The sequence below is a fragment of the uncultured Mesonia sp. genome (assembly GCA_947499595.1).
Lineage (GTDB): Bacteria > Bacteroidota > Bacteroidia > Flavobacteriales > Flavobacteriaceae > Mesonia > Mesonia sediminis.
In genome coordinates, this window is record CANMOY010000007.1 from 34,676 (window position 1) to 59,886 (window position 25,211).

General features: G+C 36.4%; 24 protein-coding genes. 16 read left to right on the forward strand and 8 right to left on the reverse strand.

Annotation, left to right across the window (positions count from 1 at the left end; translation table 11 throughout):
* Positions 1-43: 43 nt before the first annotated feature.
* Positions 44-2,182 (reverse strand): S46 family peptidase, encoded by a 2,139-nt coding sequence (locus ACH2AZ_RS09320; RefSeq protein WP_394907633.1) that lies wholly within the window; start codon positions 2,180-2,182, stop codon positions 44-46.
* A gap of 191 nt (positions 2,183-2,373) precedes the next feature.
* Here ACH2AZ_RS09320 and ACH2AZ_RS09325 point away from each other — a divergent pair, with 191 nt between their 5' ends.
* On the forward strand, positions 2,374-3,123 hold the full coding sequence (locus ACH2AZ_RS09325; RefSeq protein WP_394907634.1) for an enoyl-CoA hydratase/isomerase family protein: 750 nt from the start codon (positions 2,374-2,376) through the stop codon (positions 3,121-3,123).
* Between the two features lie 207 nt (positions 3,124-3,330).
* The gene (locus ACH2AZ_RS09330) at positions 3,331-3,930 is read left to right on the forward strand and encodes a transferase hexapeptide repeat family protein (RefSeq protein ID WP_394907635.1); all 600 of its coding nucleotides are present in this window, start codon (positions 3,331-3,333) and stop codon (positions 3,928-3,930) included.
* On the opposite strand, the gene ACH2AZ_RS09335 is transcribed toward ACH2AZ_RS09330, so the two are convergent.
* On the reverse strand, positions 3,927-4,493 hold the full coding sequence (locus ACH2AZ_RS09335) for a GNAT family N-acetyltransferase (RefSeq protein ID WP_394907636.1): 567 nt from the start codon (positions 4,491-4,493) through the stop codon (positions 3,927-3,929). The two genes, ACH2AZ_RS09330 and ACH2AZ_RS09335, sit on opposite strands and share 4 nt — an antisense overlap.
* Before the next feature lie 80 nt (positions 4,494-4,573).
* On the opposite strand from ACH2AZ_RS09335, the gene ACH2AZ_RS09340 reads away from it, so the two are divergent.
* Complete coding sequence (locus ACH2AZ_RS09340; protein WP_394907637.1) at positions 4,574-5,737, forward strand: dicarboxylate/amino acid:cation symporter; 1,164 nt, start codon at positions 4,574-4,576, stop codon at positions 5,735-5,737.
* 85 nt (positions 5,738-5,822) lie between these two features.
* Here ACH2AZ_RS09340 and ACH2AZ_RS09345 read toward each other — a convergent pair whose 3' ends face one another.
* Positions 5,823-8,024 (reverse strand): S46 family peptidase, encoded by a 2,202-nt coding sequence (locus ACH2AZ_RS09345; protein ID WP_394907638.1) that lies wholly within the window; start codon positions 8,022-8,024, stop codon positions 5,823-5,825.
* Positions 8,025-8,295: 271 nt separating this feature from the next.
* On the opposite strand from ACH2AZ_RS09345, the gene ACH2AZ_RS09350 reads away from it, so the two are divergent.
* The 5 genes from ACH2AZ_RS09350 to ACH2AZ_RS09370 all read left to right on the forward strand — a co-directional run bounded on the left by ACH2AZ_RS09350 (position 8,296) and on the right by ACH2AZ_RS09370 (position 13,303).
* On the forward strand, positions 8,296-9,600 hold the full coding sequence (locus ACH2AZ_RS09350) for a dihydrolipoamide acetyltransferase family protein (RefSeq protein WP_394907639.1): 1,305 nt from the start codon (positions 8,296-8,298) through the stop codon (positions 9,598-9,600).
* A gap of 36 nt (positions 9,601-9,636) precedes the next feature.
* Positions 9,637-10,002 carry a four helix bundle protein gene (locus ACH2AZ_RS09355; RefSeq protein WP_394907640.1) on the forward strand — a complete coding sequence of 122 codons (366 nt, stop codon included), beginning with the start codon at positions 9,637-9,639 and terminating at the stop codon, positions 10,000-10,002.
* Positions 10,003-10,052: 50 nt separating this feature from the next.
* Positions 10,053-12,155 carry a thiamine pyrophosphate-dependent enzyme gene (locus tag ACH2AZ_RS09360; RefSeq protein WP_394907641.1) on the forward strand — a complete coding sequence of 701 codons (2,103 nt, stop codon included), beginning with the start codon at positions 10,053-10,055 and terminating at the stop codon, positions 12,153-12,155.
* A gap of 66 nt (positions 12,156-12,221) precedes the next feature.
* Positions 12,222-12,686 carry a hypothetical protein gene (locus tag ACH2AZ_RS09365; RefSeq protein WP_394907642.1) on the forward strand — a complete coding sequence of 155 codons (465 nt, stop codon included), beginning with the start codon at positions 12,222-12,224 and terminating at the stop codon, positions 12,684-12,686.
* A gap of 170 nt (positions 12,687-12,856) precedes the next feature.
* On the forward strand, positions 12,857-13,303 hold the full coding sequence (locus ACH2AZ_RS09370) for a PA2169 family four-helix-bundle protein (protein ID WP_379042760.1): 447 nt from the start codon (positions 12,857-12,859) through the stop codon (positions 13,301-13,303).
* 67 nt (positions 13,304-13,370) lie between these two features.
* Here ACH2AZ_RS09370 and ric read toward each other — a convergent pair whose 3' ends face one another.
* Together ric and ACH2AZ_RS09380 are read right to left on the reverse strand one after the other, a co-directional pair.
* Positions 13,371-14,102: an iron-sulfur cluster repair di-iron protein gene (gene ric / locus ACH2AZ_RS09375; protein WP_394907643.1), complete on the reverse strand. Its 732-nt coding sequence runs from the start codon at positions 14,100-14,102 to the stop codon at positions 13,371-13,373.
* A 45-nt stretch (positions 14,103-14,147) separates the two neighbouring features.
* Positions 14,148-14,600, reverse strand: a complete 453-nt coding sequence (locus tag ACH2AZ_RS09380; protein WP_394907644.1) for an RrF2 family transcriptional regulator — start codon at positions 14,598-14,600, stop codon at positions 14,148-14,150.
* Between the two features lie 120 nt (positions 14,601-14,720).
* On the opposite strand from ACH2AZ_RS09380, the gene ACH2AZ_RS09385 reads away from it, so the two are divergent.
* The 8 genes from ACH2AZ_RS09385 (at position 14,721) to ACH2AZ_RS09420 (ending at position 22,302) form a co-directional block, all read left to right on the forward strand.
* Complete coding sequence (locus ACH2AZ_RS09385) at positions 14,721-15,227, forward strand: c-type cytochrome (protein ID WP_394907645.1); 507 nt, start codon at positions 14,721-14,723, stop codon at positions 15,225-15,227.
* Between the two features lie 62 nt (positions 15,228-15,289).
* The gene (gene nosZ, locus ACH2AZ_RS09390; protein ID WP_394907697.1) at positions 15,290-17,212 is read left to right on the forward strand and encodes a Sec-dependent nitrous-oxide reductase; all 1,923 of its coding nucleotides are present in this window, start codon (positions 15,290-15,292) and stop codon (positions 17,210-17,212) included.
* A gap of 82 nt (positions 17,213-17,294) precedes the next feature.
* Positions 17,295-17,903, forward strand: a complete 609-nt coding sequence (locus tag ACH2AZ_RS09395) for a hypothetical protein (protein ID WP_394907646.1) — start codon at positions 17,295-17,297, stop codon at positions 17,901-17,903.
* The gene (locus ACH2AZ_RS09400; RefSeq protein WP_394907647.1) at positions 17,900-18,328 is read left to right on the forward strand and encodes a nitrous oxide reductase accessory protein NosL; all 429 of its coding nucleotides are present in this window, start codon (positions 17,900-17,902) and stop codon (positions 18,326-18,328) included. Before ACH2AZ_RS09395 ends, ACH2AZ_RS09400 begins: the two co-directional genes overlap by 4 nt.
* Before the next feature lie 19 nt (positions 18,329-18,347).
* On the forward strand, positions 18,348-19,589 hold the full coding sequence (locus ACH2AZ_RS09405; RefSeq protein WP_394907648.1) for a nitrous oxide reductase family maturation protein NosD: 1,242 nt from the start codon (positions 18,348-18,350) through the stop codon (positions 19,587-19,589).
* Complete coding sequence (locus ACH2AZ_RS09410) at positions 19,589-20,296, forward strand: ABC transporter ATP-binding protein (protein WP_394907649.1); 708 nt, start codon at positions 19,589-19,591, stop codon at positions 20,294-20,296. The genes ACH2AZ_RS09405 and ACH2AZ_RS09410 overlap by 1 nt, the downstream gene beginning before the upstream one ends.
* Positions 20,289-21,071 (forward strand): ABC transporter permease, encoded by a 783-nt coding sequence (locus ACH2AZ_RS09415; protein ID WP_394907650.1) that lies wholly within the window; start codon positions 20,289-20,291, stop codon positions 21,069-21,071. The genes ACH2AZ_RS09410 and ACH2AZ_RS09415 overlap by 8 nt, the downstream gene beginning before the upstream one ends.
* 10 nt (positions 21,072-21,081) lie before the next feature.
* Entirely contained in the window at positions 21,082-22,302 is a 1,221-nt protein-coding gene (locus ACH2AZ_RS09420; RefSeq protein ID WP_394907651.1) for a hypothetical protein, read from the forward strand.
* Between the two features lie 182 nt (positions 22,303-22,484).
* Here the strand turns inward: ACH2AZ_RS09420 and ACH2AZ_RS09425 are convergent, their stop codons facing one another.
* From ACH2AZ_RS09425 to ACH2AZ_RS09435, 3 genes are read right to left on the reverse strand one after another with little or no spacing between them, the layout of a single operon-like run.
* The gene (locus ACH2AZ_RS09425) at positions 22,485-23,012 is read right to left on the reverse strand and encodes a DUF4136 domain-containing protein (protein WP_394907652.1); all 528 of its coding nucleotides are present in this window, start codon (positions 23,010-23,012) and stop codon (positions 22,485-22,487) included.
* A gap of 12 nt (positions 23,013-23,024) precedes the next feature.
* A complete protein-coding gene (locus ACH2AZ_RS09430) occupies positions 23,025-25,010 on the reverse strand; it encodes a urocanate hydratase (protein WP_394907653.1) in 1,986 nt (661 codons plus the stop codon).
* Positions 25,011-25,031: 21 nt separating this feature from the next.
* The gene (locus ACH2AZ_RS09435) at positions 25,032-25,190 is read right to left on the reverse strand and encodes a DUF5522 domain-containing protein (protein WP_187240747.1); all 159 of its coding nucleotides are present in this window, start codon (positions 25,188-25,190) and stop codon (positions 25,032-25,034) included.
* Positions 25,191-25,211 lie beyond the last annotated feature (21 nt).

A 25,211-nucleotide genomic window follows, 5' to 3' on the forward strand; every position in this document is an offset into this window, starting at 1 on the left:
TTTTACATAGCGGCTTTTTTATTTTTGTGATTGAAAGAGCTAATTACTTAACCAAAGTTAATTCATCTATTAAATGAGTTGCTCCAGCATATTTGTCTATTAAAAATAGTACATAGCGAATATCTACACTTATGGTACGCTGTAATTTATCATCAAAAATTACATCACCGGCCATAGCTTCGATATTACCGTCAAATGCAAGACCAATTAATTCACCATTACCATTTAGTACGGGAGAACCAGAGTTTCCACCAGTAATGTCATTATCGGTTAAGAAATTAACGGGAAGGTATCCATCTTTATCAGCATACTGTCCAAAGTCTTTTTTCTCATACAACTCGATAAGTTTTTTGGGCATATCAAATTCTTCGTCACCAGGCTGATACTTAGCTACGGTGCCTTGCAAGGTGGTGTAGTAGTTTTTCTTAGCATCATTGGTTTTGTCTTTAGGTAAAGCGATTACCTTACCGTAAGTTAAACGCAAAGTGCTATTGGCATCTGGATAGTATTTTTTATCTGGATTTTGCTTACGCATACCCTGAATCATTAAGCGATAAGCTTTCTGATACTTATCTTCCCAAGTCTTCTCTTCATCGCTTTTTGCGCGGTAGCGGTTCAATAAAGCAGTTGATAATTGGTACAATTCATCTTGTGCTAACATATCGGCATCGGGGTTACTCATAAAAGCTGTAAAAGCTTCTTGAGATCTAAAAATACTTTCTTTAGCAATAGCATCTACATAAGCTTTCCAATCGGCTAAACTGCTATGCTTAGCGTCTAAATCTTTTACCATTGGTGCAATATCACTTGCTTTCTGGCTGTAAAGATGCAATTGAGTTGCTAAAACATCTTTTTCTAATGGTAAGTAAAGACCATCATATAAATTTTCGATTTCGGCTTCTAATCTCGGTTTTAATTCGGCTTGCTTCGCTTCATTTTGTGAGCTAAAGTATTCCATAGTTCTACCTAGTCGATAAGGTAAAGTAGCTATTCTTGTTCTTAACAATAGCATCAAATAATTATCGTGTTCGCTAGCTTTATTAGTACGCTCATAGTAAGCGTTAATAGTAGGCATCACATCCTTATACTTATTTGTAGCTTGCTTATTGGCCCATTTCTGGAACTTTTTCTCGGCTTTACGTTTACTTTTGGCGGTTTTATGCTTTTTTAATGCATCAATCATTCCTTGTCGGTTTTTCCAATAATTGGCAATACCGGCATAGGCAGAAGCATAATCTAAATTTACCTGTTGTTTTTTATCCATGTATTTCTTCATAACATTCATAGATGTTTTTGAAGCTTCTACCCATGCAGGATAAGCATATTCTACATTTTGCTCAATTCCTGCAGCTGGTTTCCAACGATTTGTTCTTCCGGGATAACCCAAAATCATAGCAAAGTCATCTTCCTCAAATCCTTTTAGGCTAGTAGGTAAGTGATATTTAGGTTTTAAGGGTACATTGTTTTCAGAGTACTCAGCAGGATTTCCGTCTTGGTCGGCGTACACGCGAAACAACGCAAAATCACCGGTATGTCTTGGCCACTCCCAGTTATCGGTATCGCCTCCAAATTTACCAATGCTTTTAGGAGGAGTACCTACTAATCTTACATCATTGTAATCTTGGTAAACAAAATAGTAATATTCATTACCACTATAAAAAGATTTAACCGATACGGTGTATTTGCCACCCTCGTTATTTTCTTGCTGTATTTTAGCCATTTCTTTATTAAGAGCTGCCTCGCGCTCATCTTCACTCATATTTTCATTAACCTGCGCTAGCATACGCTCGGTCACGTCATCCATTCTTACAAAGAATCTTACCGAAAGGTTGGCAGGCTTTAACTCCTCTTTAAAGGTTTTAGCCCAAAACCCGTTGTTGAGGTAATCATTTTCTTCTGTTGAAAGTTCGGCAATATTACCGTAACCACAGTGATGATTGGTAAGCACTAAACCTTGGTCAGAAATAATTTCGGCAGTACAACCGCCTCCAAACTGTACAATGGCATCTTTTAAGCTATTGTTGTTGATACTATAAATCTCTTCTGGAGTTAATTGTAGTCCCATTTTTTGCATATCAACGTAGTTTAAACGCTCAATATGCATTAAAAACCACATCCCTTCATTAGCCCGCATAGGTAGAATGAAAGTGGTAAGCAGTAAACATAAAATCAGTTTTTTCATGAAATCAATGTATATTAAAATTAAAAATTAGTAAACGTATTTTTACAAGTTGGTAAAGATACTGGTTTATGCTTAGTAAGACTATTGGCACGTTAAAAAGTTTAATTCTTGAACTTTTTTTTCATTTTCGGATTTGTATTTAGTCAAGAATTTTGAAATGCTTATTTTTGAAACAATAAAAAATTTTAAAAATGGAAGCATACGTAAAGACTAATATACAAGACCAAGTTGCCACTATTGAGTTTTTTCATCCGGCACATAACAGTTTACCTGGAGATATCTTATCTCAGTTAGCCAGTAGTATAACCCAAGCAGGGAAAAATGACGAAGTTCTAGTTATCGTAATTAAATCTGGCGGCGACCGTACCTTTTGTGCTGGAGCGAGTTTTACAGAATTAATTAGCATCGCCGATGAAAACGAGGGGGAGAAATTCTTTATGGGATTTGCAAATGTAATTAATGCTATGCGCAAATGTCCCAAATTTATCATTGGTAGAGTGCAAGGTAAAACTGTAGGAGGAGGCGTTGGATTGGCGGCAGCCATGGATTATTGCATGGCAACTAAATATGCAGCGATAAAATTAAGCGAGTTAAATATTGGTATAGGACCATTTGTAGTAGGGCCCGCAGTAGAACGAAAATTGGGATTAAGTGGCATGTCTCAAATAGCCATTGATGCGAACTCTTTTTATTCCCCCGAATGGGCCAAGCAGAAAGGATTATTTACCCAAGTGTTTGATTCTACCCAAGAATTAGATGAGGCGGTTATGGCGTTTGCTAAAAACCTTTGTAATTATAATCCAGAAGCGGTGAAAGAAATGAAACAAATGTTCTGGAGAGGTACAGAAGATTGGGATCAATTATTAAATGAACGGGCAAAAATTAGCGGTCGTTTAGTCTTATCAGATTTTACAAAACAAAAATTAGAGAAGTACAAATAATAGCTTTAACCAGTTTTAAAGTTTAGCACCGCGAAAGCACCTAACTTTTATGAAAGCCTTCGCTGCCATATAGCGGTAAGAGAAGGCTTTTTGCAAGAGATTTATTTTACCAATACGGAAGTATCTCTGTAGAAATACAGACAATATGTTAAATATAAAAAATAAAAGATAGGTGAAAGTAAGGACTTAGTCTAATAACAACTAAATATGATATACAAATTTAAAGGATTTACTCCGGTAGTAGATGAAAGCAGTTTTGTGCACCCGCAAGCTGCGGTAACAGGTAATGTGATTATTGGTAAAAATTGCTATATCGGTCCTGGTGCTGCCATTCGAGGTGATTGGGGCGAAATTGTATTGGAAGACGGCGTAAATGTACAAGAAAATTGTACCGTGCATATGTTTCCCGGTAAAAGTATTCGATTAAAAAAAGGAGCCCATGTGGGCCACGGAGCCATTATCCACGGAGCTAATTTGGGTGAGAATTGCCTTATCGGAATGAATTCCGTTATCATGGATGATGCAGAAATTGGAGATGAATGTATTGTTGGCGCAATGGCATTTGTCAAAGCTGAAACCAAAATACCAAAACGTAGCTTAATAGTAGGAAATCCTGCTAAAATACTCAAAACGGTTTCTGATGATATGATTGCCTGGAAAACTGCTGGCACAAAATTGTATCAGAGGCTGCCTGCAGATTGTCATGAAAGTTTAGAGATCGTTGAGCCTTTAAGAGAAGTTCCTGAAAACAGGCCGATTCAAGAAAATTTCTACGAAACCTTTCAAGAAATGAAAAAAAGAAATTAGCGCAAATCTTTTTTTAAATAGTAATACTCGTGCTCGCCTAATTGTAATAAATGGTCTAATTCAAAACCAAGACGCTCATACAATCTTTTTGCCTTTGGGTTTGCTAAATCAACCAAAAGTCCAAGATATTCAAATGAGTAACCTCGAGCATAAGATTCAGCATATTTAATAAGTTTACTTCCAATTTTTTGACCGCGGTAATCAGGGTCTACACTTATGGCATCTAAATAAAAATGCCCAGCTTGAGTTTCAGGAGAGAGGGTGTTATTAAAATTGTAATCTATTGCGAGGGTGTTGACTAAATTTTTTTGCCAGTCTTTGTGTTTTGCACCATCATATGCGATTAAAGCACCAACCACCTTATCACCTAAAAAAGCCAAAAATGTGTTGCGGTAGCTGTACAAGCTATCTTCTTTTTGAAATTCTTGACTTAAAAATTTCTTAGCCTCTCCTATATCTTCTTTCCCTAAATAATAATAAATAAGCTCATCCATGGCTTGTAAAATCAAACCAGAAGAAGCTGAATAAAGATTTGGTGTGGCTTTTTTTAGTGTGAGAGACATAATTATAATTGTAGACAGGGTGTTAAAATTCGCTAAGGTAATATATTTGCGTACTTCAAATTGTTTGTAAATTGTTAATCATGATAAAAAGAATACTTGATAGTCTACTTTTTAAAGTTGTAATAGCTATTGTTTTGGGCCTTTTAATCGGTTTGTTTCTACCGGAATGGATCAATCGAGGTTTCGAGACTTTCAAACAACTGTTTAGTGAGTTTTTGGGTTTTGCTATTCCCTTAATTATTTTAGGTTTAATCATGCCAGCTATTGCAGATTTGGGTAAGGGAGCCGGAAAATTACTTTTAACAACAGCCGCTTTGGCCTACGGTTCTACCTTATTTTCAGGTTTTTCTACCTTTTTTGTAGCTTCAAATATTTTTCCAACCATTATTGAACCACAGAATTTAAATACGCTTAAAGAAAACGCGGTAGAGCTCATTCCATATTTTAGCATAGGAATTCCGCCAGTTCTTGACGTGATGACAGCTTTGGTCTTAGCTTTTCTAATTGGTTTAGGATTGGCCCCACTGGGAAATTCAAGCTTAAAGCGGATTACTATAGACTTTCAGAAAATTATTATGATGCTTATTGAGAAAGTGATTGTTCCTCTACTGCCATTATTTATTTTAAGTATTTTTTCAGCGATAGCTTACAAGGGGCAGGTTGCTTCAGTTTTAGGCGTTTTTGTGAAAATAATAGGGGTGATATTTGTATTACACATTTTGCTTATGCTGGTGCAATATGTAATTGCAGGTTTATTCACCAAAAAGAACCCTATAAAAGCACTGTTAAATATGATGCCGGCTTACTTTACCGCTTTAGGAACACAGTCTTCTGCAGCAACTATTCCCGTAACTTTGAAGCAAACAGAGAAAAACGGAGTGTCGGCTAAGATTGCCAATTTTGTTATTCCTTTAGGGGCAACTATTCATTTGGCGGGAAGTACTATGAAAATTGTTGCTTGTGCAATTGCATTAATGCTTATGCAAGGCTTAGATTTTAATTTTGGGATGTTTGCAGGTTTTATAATGATGTTGGGAATTGCAATGGTGGCGGCACCAGGCGTGCCTGGTGGGGCAATTATGGCAGCAATAGGTATTTTGCAAACCATGCTTGGCTTTGATGCAGAAGCCCAAGCTCTTATGATTGCGCTATATATAGCTATGGATAGCTTTGGTACCGCAGCAAACATTACGGGAGACGGCGCTATAGCTATGGTAGTTGATAAAATACTGAAGAAATCTTAAATTTGATTTAAGCTTATAACAAAAATAACCCCCGAAAATTTTTCGGGGGTTATTTTTGTTAGGTCATTTTTTGTCTAAACAGAAATTAAGAACGTCTTTTTAACTTTCTTTTCTTTTTAGCTTTTTTACGTTTTGGCGTATGGTTTTTCTTAGGGTGTACCAATTGCATCTCATCTATAAGGTGCTTAGCATTGGCATACTTGTCAATTATAAATAAAATATAACGCGCATCAACCATTATATTTCTAGAAATAGACGGGTCATAGTAAATATCACTCATTGTACCTTCCCAAACACGGTCAAAATTCAAACCTATCAAATTACCGTAGGCATCGATCACGGGGCTACCTGAATTTCCACCAGTAGTGTGGTTGGTGCCTATAAAATTTACGGGTAATTTACCGTTTTCGGCATATTGCCCATAGTCTTTGGCTTCATACAAATCGATTAGTTTTTCGGGCACATCAAATTCATAATCATCCTCAACATATTTTTCCATTACTCCTTCTAAATGCGTAACAGGTTCATAATAAACTGCATCTTTAGGACTGTAACCCTTCACTTGACCGTAAGTTACACGAAGCGTACCATTTGCATTAGGGAAAATTCTAGCTTCTTTAGGACTGGTCTCTACAATTGCCTTCATATACTCTGCTTGTAAGGCATCTATTTCTAAACGCATATTACGGTAAGCTGGTAAAACTTCACTATAAAATGCAACGGCATTATTTTTCACAAAATCATAGCCAGGGTCTGCTTGCAGTCTTTTCAAAACTTCTTCTGCATCTCCCTCTAAAAGCGTAGCCAGTTTATCATATTCGGTTAAAGCCGATTGAGAATAAATTTGCTGGGTTAATTTATCTAGGTTAAGATTTTCGTAAACATCGGGTAAAAATTCTTTAGGCATTTCTTCGGCATAAAAGGCAATCACCTTTTCAAAAACTTTTTCATCTACCTTTTGACTATAATCTTTGTATGCCGATTGAGTATCTTTTAAAAAGTTATTTTTTCTATCGTTAAAAGATTGTTCTCCTCTAAAATTATAAACCTGCTCAAGCTGATAAAGTTGAAAGCCTGTACGCAAAAGTTCTACGTTTCTTAAAAAAGCTTCAGAAAATAGATTGTAAGCCAAATCATAATCTTTAAAATCGGCGTAAGCTTCTTCAAAGTCATTTAATATATGGCCGTATTCATCATCTAGCCCTTTTTGCGCTAGAGTCTGAGTAAATTGGTCTTCAAGATTTCTTTTAATACCAACCGCATCGGTTTTTGTTAAGCCTTGACTCTCACCAATCCATTTCTTATAATAATTGGCGATACGGGCATATTTAGAGGCATATTTAATTTTTATTTCTTGGTCTTTTCGCATAAACGCATCCTGCTCTTTAAGCGCTACCTTGCGAATTCCAATTCGAGCCGGATTGATGGTCTCAATCAATTGTTCTACTGCTACAGCCGGTAAGTACTCGTCGGTGGTACCAGGATAGCCAAAAACCATAGTGAAATCGTTTTCTTCAACACCGTCTAAGCTAACCGGTAAAAAATGTTTCGGCGTGTAAGGGATGTTGTCCTTACTGTATTCTGCAGGCTTATTGTCTTTATTGGCGTAAATCCTAAAAAGAGCAAAATCGCCAGTATGTCTAGGCCACATCCAGTTGTCTGTATCTGATCCAAATTTACCTATTGAAGAAGGAGGAGCACCCACTAAACGGATGTCTTTATATGTTTCTACCCTAAAAAGCATAAATTGATTTCCGTCATAAAAAGTGCTTACACGGTTAGTTTGCCAAGTCTCTTTGGGTGAGTTATTTACAACGTCTTGTTTGTTCTTTTCAATTATTTGCTGTCTTTCTTCCTCATTTGAAGCTTCTTGAGTGCCCGCTAGTACTTGGTCGGTAACATCAGAAATTTCAACGATAAAGGTAACGGTCATTCCCGGATTAGGCAGCTCTTCTTTAAAATTCTTTGCCCAAAATCCATTGGCTAAATAGTCGTTTTCAACACTTGAATGTGACTGAATTTGCCCATAACCGCAGTGGTGGTTGGTAAGCAATAAGCCTTTAGGCGAAATAACCTCAGAGGTACAACCGCCGTTAAAGTGAGGTACAGCATCTTTTAAACTACTATTGTTAACACTGTAAATGTCTTCAGCGCTCATTTTCATTCCTAAGTTCTGCATCTCGCTTTCATTCATTCCTTCTAATAAAGACGGAATCCACATTCCGCCTTGTTGAGAAAACACGGGGAAAGCGAGTAAAAAGATAAATAATCTAATAAGTTTCTTCATGGTAATGGTATTATAATTTATGGTATAATATATACACGATTTATTGGGTTGCAAAATACTAAAAATACTTTAGTTATTCTCACGCTAAAAATACTTAAAGTGCCATTTTTATAGGGGGTAATGCTCTTTTGTTCGTTTAGTTTCGACCAATTATGAGGTTTGAATCAATTAAATTGGTATAAAATCATGATTAAACTACTTTTCTAGCTGGTATTGCTAGGCTAAAATGTTATTTTTGTTAGCCATGTAAATAAACATACACAGACCATTTATGTCAAGTATAGAATTTAAACTGCCCAAAATGGGCGAAAGTATTTCTGAGGGTACCATTATCAATTGGTTGGTTAAAGAAGGAGATGCTATTGAGCAAGATCAAATAATCTTAGAGGTAGCCACAGATAAAGTAGACTCTGAAGTTCCGGCACCTGCATCGGGTGTAATCACAAAAATTTTAGCACAAGTTGATGAAGTAGTAAAAGTAGGTGAGGTAATTGCAAATATTGAGGTGTCAAAAGACCAAGCGGTACCGGCGAAAAAAGCTTCCGCGGAAGCGAAAAAAGAATCGCCCAAACCGGCAAAACCAAAAGGGTCTAAGAAAAAACCGTCGGCAAGCTCAACTTCAACTTCGCAAAGTTATACGCTAAATAAAAATCAGAACACTTACATCTCACCGCTGATTCAAAATATAGCTATAGATTATCGCATTAGCTATGAAGAGTTGGCCCGTATTCCGGCAACAGGTAACGAGGGCAGGTTACGCAAAAGTGACGTTTTTAAATATATAGAAGAGGGAAGACCTGCGCAGTTTGCCCAACCTGTACCTGAAGTCGGGGGTTTTAAGGTGCCTGATTTGAAACTTGATAAAGGAAAAGGCGAAATAATAGCAATGGACCGCATGCGACAAATGATTGCCGATCATATGGTGTATTCTAAGCATACCTCGCCTCATGTTACGGCCTATGTTGAAGCCGATTTAACCCAGATGGTAAATTGGCGCAACGCCAACAAAAATGCCTTTCAAGAAAAATATGGGCAAAGACTTACCTTTACTCCATTGTTTGTTGAGGCTGTGGCTAAAGCGGTGAAAGATTTCCCGATGATAAATGTTAGTGTAGACGGTAAAAACATCATTAAAAAAGAGGAAATCAATATAGGAATGGCAACGGCTTTACCTAGTGGGAACCTTATTGTTCCTGTAGTTAAAAATGCCGATAAAAAAGATTTACCTACTATTGCTTCCGAAGTAAATGCATTAGCCGAGAAAGCTAGAACTAACAAATTAAAGCACGAGGAAACCAGCGGTAGCACTTTTACAATCTCTAATGTAGGTACCTTTGGTAGTTTAATGGGTACTCCAATTATCAATCAGCCCGAAGTGGCTATTCTGGCAACGGGAATTATCAAAAAAAGAGCAGAGGTGATAGAATATGAAGAAGGAGATAAAATAGAGGTTAGAAGTATGATGTACTTATCGCTTTCTTTTGATCACCGTGTAGTAGATGGTTTCCTTGGCGGGAGTTTTTTAAGACGGGTAGCCGATTATTTTGAAGATTTTAATGAAAAACGCACGATTTGATGCATGACATTTTGAAGCAGGACTAAATAAAATTGGATGCGAAGACATAATTTTAAAAAATTACAAATATGGAAAGAAGCGATGGAGTTAATAGATGAGAACTATCTCTTTACGGCCACTTTACCAGATTATGAGAGATATGGACTGAGAACGCAAATGAATCGTTGTTCTGTATCTATTGCTTCCAATATCTCTGAGGGTTCCAGTAAACGAACTGATAAGCACTTTATAAAATATTTGGAAGATAGCTTAGGTTTGGCCTTTGAATGGGAAACCCAATTGGCAGTTTGTTATCGTCAAAATTTTCTTTCAGAAGAAAGTTATTTGAATTTAGAGAGTAAAGTACAAAAATTACAAAGTAAAATCTCGAATTTTATTGACAGTCTTGATTCTATTAACTGAAATAGTCGTGGTTCAAAGCGTCTTGTTTCGTGATTCTAAAAAAATAAAAAATGATTAAAAAAGATATCCTCAAAAAAGCATTCTCCAACCTGTCTACCGCGAAAGCACTTACAGCGTTATATGAAGAGAATTTTAAAACCGTTTCAAAATATGTACATGCTACCTCTCGTGGTCATGAAATTATACAAATAGCTTTAGGTATGCAATTGCTGCCGCAAGACTATGTGTTCCCTTATTACAGAGACGACTCTATTTTACTATCTATAGGTATGCAGCCTAAAGATCTAATGCTTCAAGTATTAGCCAAAAAGGATGATCCGTTTTCTGGCGGCCGCACTTATTATTCGCATCCCAGTTTAAAAGATGCCGATAAACCTAAGATCCCGCATCAAAGTTCAGCTACAGGAATGCAAGCCATTCCTGCAACTGGTGTAGCTCTAGGGATGCATTATCGTGAAGGTGGCGATTTGTTTACCGAAGATGAAAAGTATGCTTTCTATAAAGAAATGGGGCAAGAAGAAGCTTTGGTAAACGGAGAAAAACCGGTCGTAGTTTGCTCGTTGGGAGATGCATCGGTAACCGAAGGTGAAATCGCGGAAGCCTTTCAAATGGCCGTTCTCAAAAAACTACCTATTTTGTATTTGGTTCAAGATAATGGTTGGGACATTTCGGCCAACGAAGCTGAAACTCGCGCCCAAAACGCCGCTGAATATGCCAAAGGGTTTAAAGGTTTAGAAGCCATCTCGATTGACGGTACCAATTTTGAAGAAAGTTATACCACGGTTCAAAATGCACTAAAAACCATCCGTAAAGAAAGAAGGCCAATGTTAATTCATGCCAAAGTACCTTTGCTAAATCACCATACTTCGGGGGTGCGTATGGAGTTTTATCGCGACGATTTGGAAGAAGCCAGAATACGCGACCCGTATCCGAAAATGAAAAAATACTTAGCAGCAAATAACTTTACAGAAGTCGAAATCGAAGCCATAGAAGCTCTGGCACGTGTAAAAGTAAAAGAACATTACCAAGAAGCGCTACAAGCAGAAGATCCTAAGCCAGAAGATTTGTTTACGCATGATTTTGCACCAACCCCAATTACCCAGGAAAAAGGAGAACGTTCACCAGAAGGCGCAGATAAGGTGGTGATGGTTGATTGTGCTCTTTTTGCTATTGAAGAGCTGATGAAGAAGCATAAAGAATGCTTGTTATACGGGCAAGATGTTGGAGGTAGATTAGGTGGTGTTTTTAGAGAGGCTGCTACCTTAGCGCAAAAGTTTGGAGATAACCGCGTGTTCAACACCCCAATACAAGAGGCTTTTATAATAGGGTCTACCGTAGGTATGTCTGCGGTTGGCTTGAAACCAATTGTTGAGGTACAATTTGCCGATTATATCTGGCCAGGATTAAACCAACTGTTTACAGAAGTAAGTCGAAGTTGCTTTTTATCGAACGGGAAATGGCCAGTATCTATGGTGTTGCGAGTGCCTATTGGCGCATACGGTAGCGGTGGTCCTTATCACTCTTCTTCGGTAGAAAGTGTGGTAAGTAATATTAGAGGTGTAAAAATAGCTTATCCTAGTAACGGAGCCGATTTAAAAGGATTGATGAAAGCCGCCTATTACGATCCTAATCCGGTAGTTATTTTTGAGCATAAAGGATTGTATTGGAGCAAAGTGCCAGGTACTAAGGGAGCAACCTCTATAGAACCGAGTGAGGACTATGTATTGCCATTTGGAAAAGCTTGGGTTTTACAAGAAATCTGGAAGCAAGAAGATAAAGAGACCTTGAGTATTATTACTTACGGAATGGGCGTACATTGGGCGATAAACGCTTCTGCGGAATTAGGTCTGCAAGATCAAATTGAAGTGGTAGATTTACGAACTTTACATCCACTTGATGAGGAGACGATAATGAAATCTGTAAATAAATGCGGCAAATGTTTAGTTGTAACCGAAGAGCCGTCCGACAATACTTTTGCAAGAGCTTTATCGGGAAAAATACAAGAAAAATGTTTCAAATCTTTAGATGCTCCAGTAATGACGATAGGCTCAGAAAATATGCCTGCGATACCTTTAAACTCAACGTTAGAAGAAACTATGATTCCTTCTACAGAGAAAGTGAAATCTAAAATTCAATCTTTATTAAATTATTAACCAAATTGGTGATTTTAATGTAAAAGTCAGCCTGAAAGGTTTCAAGCTGGCTTTTTATTTTTTGCGATGGTTTACGAGGAAAAACAATACCCTAAATTTTTAAATTTATTACTCATTATTTTATGGCTACTAAGTCTTTTGGGAGCAATTAGTATTAGTGCAAGAGGAGAAAACCCTTTGGGACTCCTTATTGCGTTAGGACTCATCAGTTTAATGCTTGCCTTGTTTTATAGAATGCTCATCCGTGTTGAGCAAAATGCTATTTTAATCGTTTTTGGCCTAGGAATAATTCGTAAAAAGATTGATTTGACAGGAGTTGATGTAAATGGATTTTGTGTTAGGAAAATACCTTGGTGGTATGGTATTGGCTGGAAATCGGATTACCAGGGGAACATATTTTTTTGTATTAAGCCAGGGTTAGGTTTGGGTATAAAATTTAAGGGAAGCAAGCATTTACTTATTATAAATACTAAAAATCTAAAAGCATTACAGGATAGTATTGTAAAAACTAGGCTTTTAGAAAAAGATTGAAAAATAAAATGTAGTAAGATATTTGGTTTAAGTTGATGAAATCTTAAAATTATTTTAAGGGCTATAAGGCTAACGTTAATCTTAGTTAATGGCATAATAAGCCTGTGTTAATACAGCGCTTTAAATGGCTTTGGTGTCGTAAATTAGAGGAAATTAAAAAACTTAAAACTATGGAATTTAGAAAAGAAGTCGCAGACAAATTAAACCAACTACTAGAAAAAACCTATGATGCCGAAAAAGGTTATAAAGAAGCGGCAGATAACGTTAAAGATGCGAAGATGAAGTCGTTTTTACAAGAGCAAGCGCAACAACGCTATAATTTTGGTCACGAGATTAAGCAAGAAATTAGAGCTTTTGATCAAGAGCCAGATAAAGGAGGAAGTGCAAAGGGCTCTTTACACCGAACGTGGATGGATGTTAAAACTGCTTTTTCAGGAAATGAGAATGAAACCGTTATGAAAGAAGTACAACGAGGGGAAGAAGCTGCTCTTGAAGATTATGATGAAATTTTAGCGGAGTCTACTTTACCGGGTACTACAAAAGATATTCTAAGAAATCAAAGACAACAAATTGCGCAAGCGAAACAAAGTGCTTCGAACTGGGAAGTTATTTCATAATAGGTATTAAAATAAACTAGAAACGCTCGGGTGTACACCCGAGCGTTTCTGTTGAAAAAAAGTAAAATTAAACAGCAACATCTTGCTCTTTTTCTAAAGCGATTGCTTTAGGAAACAAGATATTATTTTCGAGGTGTATATGTTTGTGTAAATCCTCTTCAAATTCTTTTAGCATGGCAAAAGTCACACGGTAAGTATTACAAGCATCGGCTGGTGGGGTGTAGCCATTCGTGTTTTTCTCTATAACCTGCAATAATTCGCCAGCTTCGGTATGCTCATGCTCCATCATATTAATAGGGTTTTCAACACTACCAAAATGGGGTTTTTCAAGCGGTTGATGCGTTATTTTATGGTTGATCATTTTTCTGATAAACGGGAAGAGAATTAATTCTTCTTTTTTCATATGCGATGCTAATTCTTTAGCCAAGTCATTAAAAGCCTCGTGAATAGTAAATAACTCAGGGTGCCTTTCGCCGTGCACCTTGCATAGCTTTGTTAAGAATTGTTGCAAGACAGGACTTTTTTCACTTACATAGCGATGATGTGTTTTCTCGATATAATCGGCTAATAAATCCAGAGGCCAAGCTCTAAAATCTGGTTCGCCTGTTGTTTTTTCGGTGAAAACCTGCTGTAATTGATTCTCCAATTGTTGCTTGTTTATTTTTTTTAGATCACAAACATCATTCACTTTTCGATTTCCGCGACAGCAAAAATCAATTCCGTGTGCATTAAAAATAGCTGCAGTTCGGTAGTCTTGAGCTACTAGCTCTCCAATTTGTTTATTCAATATATTCTCCATAACGCATTAATTAAGACAAGAATGTCCGATTTAGATATAAATTTTTTATTCTTTTAAAAAAGTAGTGTTTTCATCAACTGCTCTAGCTAAATCTTCCAAGGTTGTGCTTACTAAGGTTTCCTTTAATTTTTCTCGGATAGGTAAAATTTGAAAATGCAGAGCGCAGGGTTTTGATGCACTACATTTTTCAAATCCTAAAGCACAACCGTTATAAGAACCTTCTCCGTCAATAGCAAAAACAATATCTTTTAAAACTAATTTTTTAAGATTCACTGGGGTAACAAAAAAACCACCTTTGGCCCCTCTGTTACTTTCAATAATGTTTGCTTTAACCAATTTCTGTAAAATTTTGGCTGTAAAGGCTAGAGGACTATTAATTTCTTCAGCTATATCTTTAAGTTTAACTGCTTTATTTTCCAGTCCTTTTTGACCTACAAAAGTTGCAGCCTTTAAAGCATGCGAGCAAGATTTAGAAAAAATACCACTTTTATTAATCATATCACAAAGGTAGCGTATACAATCAGGACAAGAAAGTCTTTTTTAATGATATTAGTCATATTTTAAAAACCTATACTCCCGTATCTTTGTTTCGATTTAATAACCGAAAAATCAGTAACAATGAAAAATTATTTAAAATTAAGCATTCTTATGTTAGCTTTTACAGGAATACTAGTGAGCTGTGGAGGAGACAATAAGAAAGAAGAGAAAAAGGAGAAAATTACTTTAAATCAAGCTGAACCAGTAAAAAAAGAGAAAAAGACCAATAAGGTGCCAGCTTCTAAACGTGTAGATTTAGATAACAAGGGGGTAGGTCCTATCACCAGTCTTGATTTACCTGCAGACATAGATCAAGCTATGGCAGCCAAAGGGAAAGAAGTATATGAGAAAATGTGTACAGCTTGCCATAAAGTTGATAAGCGTTTTATAGGACCCGCGCCTAAGGGAATTTTAGAGCGTAGATCTCCAGAATGGGTGATGAACATGATTTTAGCGCCAGAGCGAATGGTAAGAGAAGATCCTTTAGCTAAAGATTTATTGATTGAATTTAATGGGTCGCCAATGGCCAATCAAGGCTTAACCGAGGAAGAAGCGAGACAAGTCTTGGAGTATTTTAGAACACTATAAACCAAAAATAAATAAACATGAAAATTCTAAACTTAGGTATTGGGCTCTTAGCTGCCGCAGCGATGATGAGTTGTGGTGACAATGCCAACAAGAAAAGTAGTGCTGGAGGTGCTTTAAATAGCAGCGCAGCAGAAAAAGTTTACGTAGCACCTGGAGAACAGGACGAGTATTATGCATTTATATCTGGAGGATATAGCGGAAATTTAACCGTTTATGGTTTGCCTTCGGGAAGATTATTTAAAGAAATTCCTGTTTTTAGTCAATTTCCAACTTCAGGTTATGGCTACTCAGAAGAGACAAAGCCAATGTTAAATACCTCGCATGGTTTTATCCCTTGGGGAGATTCGCACCACCCAGATATTTCACAAACTGAAGGGGTGACTGACGGACGTTGGATTTTTATAAATGAAAACAACACACCTAGAATCGCGAGAATCGATTTAGAAACTTTTGAAACAGTGGAAATTATTGAGGTGCCAAATAGTGCAGGGAATCACAGTTCTTCTTTTGTAACCGAAAACACCGAGTATGTGGTGGCAGGAACAAGATTTTCTGTACCCGTACCTCAGGAAGACATTAGTATAAAAGAATATAAAGGTAAATTTAAAGGAGCCTTATCTTTTATAGAAGTTGAAAAAGAAACCGGGCATATGGATATAAAATTCCAATTGTTAATGCCAGGATTTAATTACGATCTTTCTCACCCAGGTCGAGGCGATTCTCACGGTTGGTTCTTCTTTACAACCTATAATACAGAAGAAGCCAGCACTTTATTAGAGGTAAATGCTTCGCAAAATGATAAAGATTTTATCGCAGCTGTTAACTGGAAAAAAATTGAAGAGTACATTAACAATGGTGGAGGAAAAATGATGCCTTCGAATTATGCGCATAACGTGTATGATCATAATTCTCATACCGCTACTTCAACTATGAAAAAAGAGGTGCGTGTAATTGATCCTACAGAAGTTCCTGGAGCGGTTTATTTACTACCAACACCTAAATCACCTCACGGTTGTGATGTATCACCAGATGGTAAGTACATTGTAGGTAATGGTAAATTATCGGCTAACTTAACTGTTCACTCATTTGAAAAAATGCAGGAAGCAATTAAAAATGAAAAGTTTGAAGGTGAAGCTTACGGTATTCCAATTTTGAGTTTTGAAGATGTATTAGCAGGACAAGTAGAGCAAGCAGGACTAGGACCTCTTCATACCGAATTTGATGACAAGGGAAATGCCTATACTACTTTCTTCATCTCTTCTGAGGTTGTAAAATGGAAATTAGGTACTTGGGAAGTTATTGATAGAAAACCTACTTATTACTCTGTAGGGCACTTAACCATTGCAGGAGGTAACTCAAGAGAACCAGATGGTAAGTATATGTTTGCGATGAACAAGATTACTAAAGATCGTTATTTACCAACTGGACCAGAATTAGAGCACTCTGCGCAGTTATATGATATCTCTGGAGAGAAAATGGAATTGATTTTAGATTTCCCAACTCACGGGGAGCCACACTACGCTGCCGCAATTAAAGCAGATAAAGTAGCGCCTAATTCAAAGAAATTTTATAAGTTAAGTGAGAATACACACCCGTTTGCAGCAAAAAGCGAAGCCGAAACTAAAGTAGTTCGTGAAGGTAATGTAGTACACGTATATATGACAACAATACGTAGTCACTTCTCGCCAGATAATATCGAAGGAATTAAAGTAGGCGATAAAGTTTATTTCCACATCACTAACTTAGAGCAAGATTTTGATGTACCACACGGATTTGCGATTATAGGACAAAACAACTCTGAGTTGTTAATTATGCCAGGTCAAACTAAAACTTCGGTTTGGGAGCCTAAACAAGTAGGAGTATGGCCTTTCTATTGTACAGATTTCTGTTCTGCTCTTCATCAAGAAATGCAAGGATATATACGTGTTTCGCCAAAAGATTCTGACATTGAGTTAGAGTGGTCTTTAGGTGAAGATGTAGAATAATAATTGTTGTTTAATTGATTTTTTGAAGGCAGAGACTATCAAGTCTCGATGGTCTCTGCCTTTTAATTTAACAAAATTGAGTATGAAAAGTGCAAGTATTATAATGATAATAGGCTCGGCTTTATTGTTTAGCTTATTTATTTATCCGTTATGGACGGTAGAGTTGGAAGCTCCCCAATATCCAGACGGTTTAGGAATGTATATTCATCTTGATGGTCTTCAGGGCTTTACCGAGTATGATTTGCAAAATATTGACGGTCTAAATCACTATATTGGTATGCAAAAGTTACCTACTCCAGCAGATATGTGGGAGTTTAGAACTTTCCCTTTGGTAGTAGGAGGAATGGCTGTTTTAGGAGTAATAATTGGCTTTTTAGGTTTGTTTTCTAAAGTATCTCATAAATGGTTTTTAGGTTGGCTAGTGGTGATGACGATTTTAGGTATCTTAGGCATGTACGACTTTAATGCTTGGTTGATAGATTACGGTACAAACCTTGATCCCAAAGCGATTATTAAAGTGGTAGACGCAGATGGAAACCCGTTTAGCTATAAACCACCCTTGCTAGGCCGTCGTGATATTCTTAACTTTACAGCGGTTTCTTATCCAGCTCTAGGCGGAATTTTATTAACCGTAGGTATGCTATTAACTTTTATAGCCTATTTAATAGGGCTAAAATCCTCAAAGAAATGAAAAAATTAGTCGCCATATTCAGTATTATAACTTTGGTGAGTTGTAGTAAAGAAAAGCAACCAATCGCTTATGGAGAAGATAGTTGTGATTTTTGTAAAATGACGATTGTCGATCAAATTCACGGAGCAGAAATTGTTACAGATAAGGGCAAGGTATATAAGTTTGATGCCTTAGAGTGTTTAATAGATTTTAAACACGAGATGAGTAAAGAAACACCAGAACAATTTTTTACTAATCACTATTTAGCACCCTCAGAGTTGATCTCTGCAAAGACTGCGGTTTACTTAATTTCTGAAAATATTCCTAGCCCTATGGGCGAATTTATTACTGCTTTTCCTAATCGAGAAGAAGCCCAAAAGGTGCAACTAGAAAAAGGAGGTGCAATCTATACTTGGGATGAAATCCTAGACCAGCAGCAAAATTAAATCAATTGAATCTTAAGCTATGCTACAAGGTTATTTTAAATCTATTTTATTTATAGTATTTTTCTTTACAGGAGCAACTTCGTTTTATGCTCAAATTGAGGTTTGCGAAACTTGCTCTTTTACAAGCATTAAGAAAGCTGTAGCAGAGGCTAGAAGCGGCGATACTATTCACTTAAAAAAAGGTACTTATCGTGAAAATAAAATTATAATAGATAAGCCGCTGTATCTCAAAGGTTATGATTACCCAGTGATTGATGGTCTTAATAAGGCCGATATTATAAATGTATTTGCCGATAGCGTTCGAATATCTGGAATTAAATTAATTAACGTAGGTTCTAGTTATACAGAAGACTATGCTGCTATCCGCGTAAGCAAAGCAAAAAACTTCATTCTTGAAGATTTAATACTTGAAAAAATTTTTTTTGGTATTTATTTAGAAAAAGCCAGTGATGGTATTGTGCGTAATAATAAAATTTTAGGCGATGCTGTCTCAGAACATAATTCTGGTAATGGTATACAGTTATGGTACTCTAAACGTATCATAATTAAGGAAAACTTAATTCAAAAGGTACGTGATGGAATTTATCTTGAATTTGCAGACCATTGCGTTATAGAAGATAATATAAGTAAGGACAATTTGCGCTATGGTCTTCATTTCATGTTTAGCAATGACGATGCTTATGCACAAAATATTTTTGAAAATAATGGTGCTGGTGTTGCAGTTATGTTTTCTAAGCGGATTAAAATGAGGGCGAATCACTTTAGGTACAACTGGGGAACGGCTTCTTATGGTTTGTTGCTTAAAGAAATTAATGACGCCGAAATTGTTGAGAATATTTTTGAAGAAAATACAACAGGAATAAATATAGAGGGGTCAAATCGGGTAAACTACTTAAAGAATACTTTTAAAAATAACGGTTGGGCAGTAAAGGTGCGTGGTGCTTGCTATGAAAATAAATTTTTGGAAAACAATTTTTTGTACAATTCTTTTGATGTTAGCTACAATAGTAAATTAAACAATAATTTATTTTTAAATAATTACTGGAGCTCTTATACGGGCTATGATTTAGATGAAGACGGTTTTGGGGACGTACCGTATAGACCAGTTAAACTATTTAGTTATATCGTGAATAGAACACCCGAGACTATTATTTTGATGAGGAGCTTATTTGTTGATATAATCGACTTTTCAGAAAAAGTGTCACCAGTGTTTACACCCGATAACTTAGTAGATAAAGCCCCTTTAATGAGAAAAAAGTAATGATAGAAATTAAGAATATTCATAAAAAATTCGGTAAAAATAAAGTGCTTAAAGGGATAGATTTAGAAATCCCCGATGAAGGAATCTTTGCCGTATTAGGACCAAATGGTTCTGGAAAGACTACTTTAATAAAATCAATATTAGGTATGGTGGTTCCAGACCAAGGTGAGATTTATGTTCAAGGTAAAAAAACCCATGCCAATGGTCTTTACAGAAAAAATATTGATTACTTACCTCAAATAGCTAACTTCCCTGGCAATTTGGGTGTTAAGGAGTTATTAGGTATGATAAAAGATTTGCGTGGCGGTAATGCCCAAGCAGATCACTTGATTAAATTATTTCATTTAGAGCCTTTTCTAGATAAAAAATTAAGCAATCTATCAGGAGGTACCAAGCAAAAGGTAAATATCGTTTTAACTTTTATGTTTGATAGCCCTTTAATAATTTTAGATGAACCGACCACAGGCTTAGATCCGATTGCGTTGCTTCATCTAAAAGAACTTATACAGCGAGAAAAAGAAAAAGGTAAAACTATTCTGGTTACTTCACATATCATGAGTTTTGTTGAAGAAATATCAGACGAGATTGTTTTTATTCTCGAAGGGAAAATTTATTTTAAAGGCAATATTCATCAACTAAGGGAAAAAACCCAACAAACCGATTTTGAACACGCAATTGCTCACCTCTTAAAGAAAAACCATGCTTAAAATTTTAAAATACAGTTTCTTCGATTTAATAAGAAGCCGATGGAGTTATGTTTACTTGTTGTTCTATTTGCTTTTATCGTTTGTGCTATTATTCCTAAATCAAGATTTATCCAAAGCAGTAATTACTTTGATGAACGTAATCATAATTTTAGTACCCTTAATAGGGACAATTTTTGGAGTTATGTATTACTACAACTCTAAGGAATTCACAGAGTTACTATTAGCTCAACCTGTTAAACGTTCTTCAATTTTCTTGGGTCAATACTTAGGTGTGGCCTTGTCTCTTGTAATGAGCTTAGTTCTTGGTTTAGGTATACCCTTTGTGCTCTATGGTTTATTTCAATCTAGTGCAATTTGGAATTTTAGTTTGTTGTTAATAACGGGAGCAATGTTAACTTTTATATTTACGGCTTTAGCATTTAATATTGCACTATACAACGAGAATAAAATTAAAGGATTTAGTTATGCTATATTGCTTTGGCTCTTTCTTGCTGTTATTTACGACGGTTTATTTCTAATGTCTTTAATTGTATTTGAAACTTACCCTTTAGATAAGTTCACGCTTATAGCCACTACTTTTAACCCAATAGATCTTTCTAGAATTTTAATTTTACTTAAATTAGATATTGCAGCGCTTTTAGGGTACACAGGAGCGGTTTTTCAAAAGTTTTTTGGAACTAATTTGGGCTTATTTGCCGCGCTATCAACATTAATGATTTGGGTGATACTGCCCGTGCTTAATATTGCCCGTAAAGCAAAAAAGAAAGATTTTTAAAGTTTTATAAATGCAAATAAAGTCAGGCATCCAGGTAAACATAGCGTTAGGTTTGTTTCTTATGGCTATTTTTGGAGGCTTGATTTTGCGTTTGTTATTCTTTGTAGACTTACCGCTGGTTTTTAAACACATGGTTCATGCGCATTCACACACAGCTATCTTAGGTTGGATTTACCTAGCCTTGGTACTTGTAATTTACAAGAATCATTTGGAAAGCCATGTGCCTAACCGTGTATTTTTTTTTATTTATAGTAGTACATTGGTGAGTATAGTCGGGATGATGCTTAGTTTCCCCTTTCAAGGCTATGCTGCTGTATCCATATTTTTTTCTACACTATTTCTATTTTGCAGTTATGCGTTTTATTGGGCTTTCATAAAATATGCTCCAAAAGAAAAGCAAACAAGCTCTGCTTATAAGTGTATTCGCTTAGCGCTATTATACATGGTCATTTCAAGCCTTGGGCCTTGGGCCATAGGTCCTATAATGAGTGTTCTGGGAGCAGACTCACCTTGGTACCGGGTGGCGATTTATTTTTATTTACATTTTCAATATAATGCTTGGATGATATTAGCGCTCATAGGCGGATTCCTATTCGTGCTTGAGCAAAAACAAATTTATATTCAACGAGCTAACTTTAAAAAATTTATAATCTTTTTTCATTGGGGAGTTTGCTTAAGCTTTTTGATATCTATTTTGTTTCTGAAACCAAATATATCGATCTATGTTATAGCTTTAATAGGAGGGGTTTTTCAATTTTTGGCTTTGTGGTTTCTGCTGAATTTCTTTAGAAAACAACCCTTAAAGCTGCTTGCAAGTAAATCAAAAGTGAATGTAATTTTAATAAAAACAGTTTTATTATTTTATTTTATAAAACTACTAATGCAATTGTTAGCCGCCTTTCCTCTTATAGCAAGTTATATAATTAACTTTAAAAATTTAGCAATTGGTTTTTTGCATTGGGTATTTTTAGGCGTAGGGACGCCAGCAATTTTTTATTTATTACACGAAAGCAATTTATTAAAACTAAGTCTTAGAAATTACGAGATCTACTTGCTTGGTTTTCTATTAACCGAAATTTTAATTATTTGGCAGGCTTTGGTGAAAATTTTTAATATACCAAACCTTCCAAATTTGTACTATTGGTTGTTTGCAGCTAGTTGCTTTATTGCAATTGCGGTTGGAGGGATTTTCATTAGCACATTTAAAAGAAACAGAAAAGCTACATCTTAACACATTAATTTTGAAAGGATTTTTTCTAGTTTACCATTAACAAATATCAAGGTATTTCAAATTGGCAATACAGGCAGTACAAATGTAAAACCATTGATTAAAGGGTGTCAATTATTAAATAAACATAAAAGCTATTCTAAAATAAGAATAGCTTTTATGTTTGTTAATTACTTAAACTGATTTCACTTCTCAGGCGGATACTTTTTTAATATCTCGTGTACAATTTCTTGAATACGTTCAATCTTGGTTTCCCGATCTTTCGAGAGGGACCCTTCACCTATTCCTTGCCAAACCAACTCCATTGATTCTCGATCAACCAAATCTATAAATAATGTACCCTCGGTTTCTCGTGAAACGGTATTTTGCCAGTGGCCGCCATAAAAGGGTGAAAATCCCCAGCCATAACCAAAGTTATTTTGATAGATATTTACATTTTCTTTAGTTTTCGTAAAAATACTTATCAATAAATCTGCACTTTTCTTTTTTTGTAAACCTTTGGCTGTAAGTTCCTTTTCTATAGCCTTTAGAATTCGCCTTTTATCTAAATCAGAAATTTTGGCTTGGTCAATACCAGGTTTGTAAAAAGCAAAGCTTTGATATTGGTCAAAATTCACTTTTTGATCATAATCTGTAGTAACTTGCACACTGGAGCAAGCCCCTAAGACAAATAGAATCACTAACAAACTCAAAATTTTTAGAAAAGCTTTCATATTTAATAGTATTTAAAGATTATTCAGCAAATCTTCATCAACCATTTGGGGTAGAGTTACTTTAAGGTTAGGCTCATTTTCCATAGCTCTTTTAATGGCAAAAATAGCCCCCTCATTTCTGGCCCAAGATCTTCTGGCAATGCCATTATTTACATCCCAGAACAACATTGATTTTAAGCGATTTGCAGCTTCTTTAGAACCATCAAGAACCATACCGAAGCCTCCATTTATTACTTCGCCCCAGCCTACGCCTCCACCGTTGTGTATACTCACCCAAGTGGCTCCTCTAAAGCTATCACCTATTACGTTATGAATGGCCATGTCTGCCGTAAATTTACTTCCGTCATAGATATTTGAGGTTTCTCGATAAGGCGAATCTGTTCCAGAAACGTCGTGATGATCTCTACCTAAGATGACAGGACCAATTTCGCCTCTTTCTATTGCTTCATTAAAGGCCTCAGCGATTTTCATACGGCCCTCGGCATCTGCATATAAAATACGTGCTTGTGAGCCTACCACCAATTTGTTCTCTTGTGCGCCTTTAATCCAAGTTATGTTGTCTTGCATTTGTTGCTGAATCTCTTCCGGTGCGCCCTGCTTTAAGCTTTCTAACACTTGAGTGGCAATAGCATCTGTTTTTACGAGATCTTCTGTTTGGCCCGATGCACAAACCCATCTAAAAGGACCAAATCCGTAATCGAAGCACATAGGTCCCATAATATCTTGTACATAACTGGGATATTTAAAGTCAATACCATTTTTAGCCATTATATCGGCGCCCGCGCGGCTAGCTTCAAGTAAAAAAGCATTGCCATAATCAAAAAAATAAGTTCCTTTGGCGGTATGTTTGTTTACTGCATTTGCGTGCCGTATTAAACTGCGTTGAACTTCTTTTTTAAATTGGTCTGGGTCATTAGCCATCATTGCATTTGACTCCTCATAGCTTAGTCCTACGGGGTAATAACCGCCGGCCCACGGATTATGCAAAGAGGTTTGGTCACTGCCCAAATCAATATGAACATTTTCTTCATCAAATTTTTCCCATACCTCGACAATATTTCCAGCGTAAGCTATCGAAACCGCTTCTTTATTTTTTAAAGCATCTTTAACACGCTTTACTAGTTCATCTAAATCGCTTATTACCTCTTTAACCCAACCTTGCTCGTGTCTTGTTTTGGTGGCTTTTGGGTTTACTTCTGCGCAAACGCTAACGCAGCCTGCAATATCTCCTGCCTTAGGTTGTGCTCCACTCATACCACCTAATCCTGAAGTTACAAATAAACCTCCTTTTGGCGATTTTTTAATCTTTCTAAATCCGTTTAAAACGGTTATAGTGGTTCCGTGAACGATACCTTGCGGTCCTATGTACATATAGCTTCCGGCAGTCATTTGCCCGTATTGGGTCACGCCCAAAGCATTAAATTTCTCCCAATCATCTGGTTTAGAATAGTTCGGTATCATCATACCGTTAGTTACCACTACTCGAGGAGCTTCTTTGTGCGAAGGGAATAAACCCATGGGGTGCCCACTGTACATCACTAGCGTTTGCTCATCATTCATTGTGGCTAAATATTGCATCGTTAATCGGTACTGTGCCCAATTTGAAAAAACCCCACCGTTACCGCCATAAGTGATTAATTCGTGCGGGTGTTGGGCAACCGCGTGATCTAAATTATTTTGAATCATGAGCATTATGGCCTTAGCCTGTGTAGACTCACCAGGATACTCATTTATATCACGAGCGTATATTTTATAACTGGGTCTAAACCTATACATGTAGATTCGGCCATAATCTTCCAATTCTTGTTTGAACTCAGGTAGGAGCGTAGCGTGATGTTTTTGATCAAAATAGCGTAAAGCATTTTGCAACGCCAGAACTTTTTCGGTTTCGCTTAAAATTTCTTTCCTTTTAGGGGCATGGTTAATACTCGGGTCGTATGTTTTTACAGGAGGTAAATCGTCTGGGATTCCTTGTAGTATTTCTTCTTGAAAAGTCATGGTTATTTGGAGTTTGCTTTTTTAATCTCTGTTTTTATTAAATCCGTAAGGGCAATGCCTACAGCCGCTCTTGCAACAATACCCGCGTTTGAGGTGGTATTGCTCTGTAAAGCATTTATACCCTTGGGGCGTTAAGTAGTAGTCCCCTTCGGTTAAAGGTATTCGTTTCTTAATATTCATAATGCTCAAAAATACATTTTT

Coding starts and splice junctions, on each gene's coding strand:
- nosZ (WP_394907697.1), top strand. CDS start 15,290: ATGATGAGTTGTGGTGACAATGCCAACAAGAAAAGTAGTGCTGGAGGT.
- ACH2AZ_RS09365 (WP_394907642.1), top strand. CDS start 12,222: ATGGTTTACGAGGAAAAACAATACCCTAAATTTTTAAATTTATTACTC.
- ACH2AZ_RS09380 (WP_394907644.1), bottom strand. CDS start 14,600: ATGATTAATAAAAGTGGTATTTTTTCTAAATCTTGCTCGCATGCTTTA.
- ric (WP_394907643.1), bottom strand. CDS start 14,102: ATGGAGAATATATTGAATAAACAAATTGGAGAGCTAGTAGCTCAAGAC.
- ACH2AZ_RS09330 (WP_394907635.1), top strand. CDS start 3,331: ATGATATACAAATTTAAAGGATTTACTCCGGTAGTAGATGAAAGCAGT.
- ACH2AZ_RS09360 (WP_394907641.1), top strand. CDS start 10,053: ATGATTAAAAAAGATATCCTCAAAAAAGCATTCTCCAACCTGTCTACC.
- ACH2AZ_RS09435 (WP_187240747.1), bottom strand. CDS start 25,190: ATGAATATTAAGAAACGAATACCTTTAACCGAAGGGGACTACTACTTA.
- ACH2AZ_RS09320 (WP_394907633.1), bottom strand. CDS start 2,182: ATGAAAAAACTGATTTTATGTTTACTGCTTACCACTTTCATTCTACCT.
- ACH2AZ_RS09370 (WP_379042760.1), top strand. CDS start 12,857: ATGGAATTTAGAAAAGAAGTCGCAGACAAATTAAACCAACTACTAGAA.
- ACH2AZ_RS09410 (WP_394907649.1), top strand. CDS start 19,589: ATGATAGAAATTAAGAATATTCATAAAAAATTCGGTAAAAATAAAGTG.
- ACH2AZ_RS09355 (WP_394907640.1), top strand. CDS start 9,637: ATGCGAAGACATAATTTTAAAAAATTACAAATATGGAAAGAAGCGATG.
- ACH2AZ_RS09405 (WP_394907648.1), top strand. CDS start 18,348: ATGCTACAAGGTTATTTTAAATCTATTTTATTTATAGTATTTTTCTTT.
- ACH2AZ_RS09345 (WP_394907638.1), bottom strand. CDS start 8,024: ATGAAGAAACTTATTAGATTATTTATCTTTTTACTCGCTTTCCCCGTG.
- ACH2AZ_RS09425 (WP_394907652.1), bottom strand. CDS start 23,012: ATGAAAGCTTTTCTAAAAATTTTGAGTTTGTTAGTGATTCTATTTGTC.
- ACH2AZ_RS09415 (WP_394907650.1), top strand. CDS start 20,289: ATGCTTAAAATTTTAAAATACAGTTTCTTCGATTTAATAAGAAGCCGA.
- ACH2AZ_RS09340 (WP_394907637.1), top strand. CDS start 4,574: ATGATAAAAAGAATACTTGATAGTCTACTTTTTAAAGTTGTAATAGCT.
- ACH2AZ_RS09400 (WP_394907647.1), top strand. CDS start 17,900: ATGAAAAAATTAGTCGCCATATTCAGTATTATAACTTTGGTGAGTTGT.
- ACH2AZ_RS09335 (WP_394907636.1), bottom strand. CDS start 4,493: ATGTCTCTCACACTAAAAAAAGCCACACCAAATCTTTATTCAGCTTCT.
- ACH2AZ_RS09385 (WP_394907645.1), top strand. CDS start 14,721: ATGAAAAATTATTTAAAATTAAGCATTCTTATGTTAGCTTTTACAGGA.
- ACH2AZ_RS09395 (WP_394907646.1), top strand. CDS start 17,295: ATGAAAAGTGCAAGTATTATAATGATAATAGGCTCGGCTTTATTGTTT.
- ACH2AZ_RS09350 (WP_394907639.1), top strand. CDS start 8,296: ATGTCAAGTATAGAATTTAAACTGCCCAAAATGGGCGAAAGTATTTCT.
- ACH2AZ_RS09430 (WP_394907653.1), bottom strand. CDS start 25,010: ATGACTTTTCAAGAAGAAATACTACAAGGAATCCCAGACGATTTACCT.
- ACH2AZ_RS09325 (WP_394907634.1), top strand. CDS start 2,374: ATGGAAGCATACGTAAAGACTAATATACAAGACCAAGTTGCCACTATT.
- ACH2AZ_RS09420 (WP_394907651.1), top strand. CDS start 21,082: ATGCAAATAAAGTCAGGCATCCAGGTAAACATAGCGTTAGGTTTGTTT.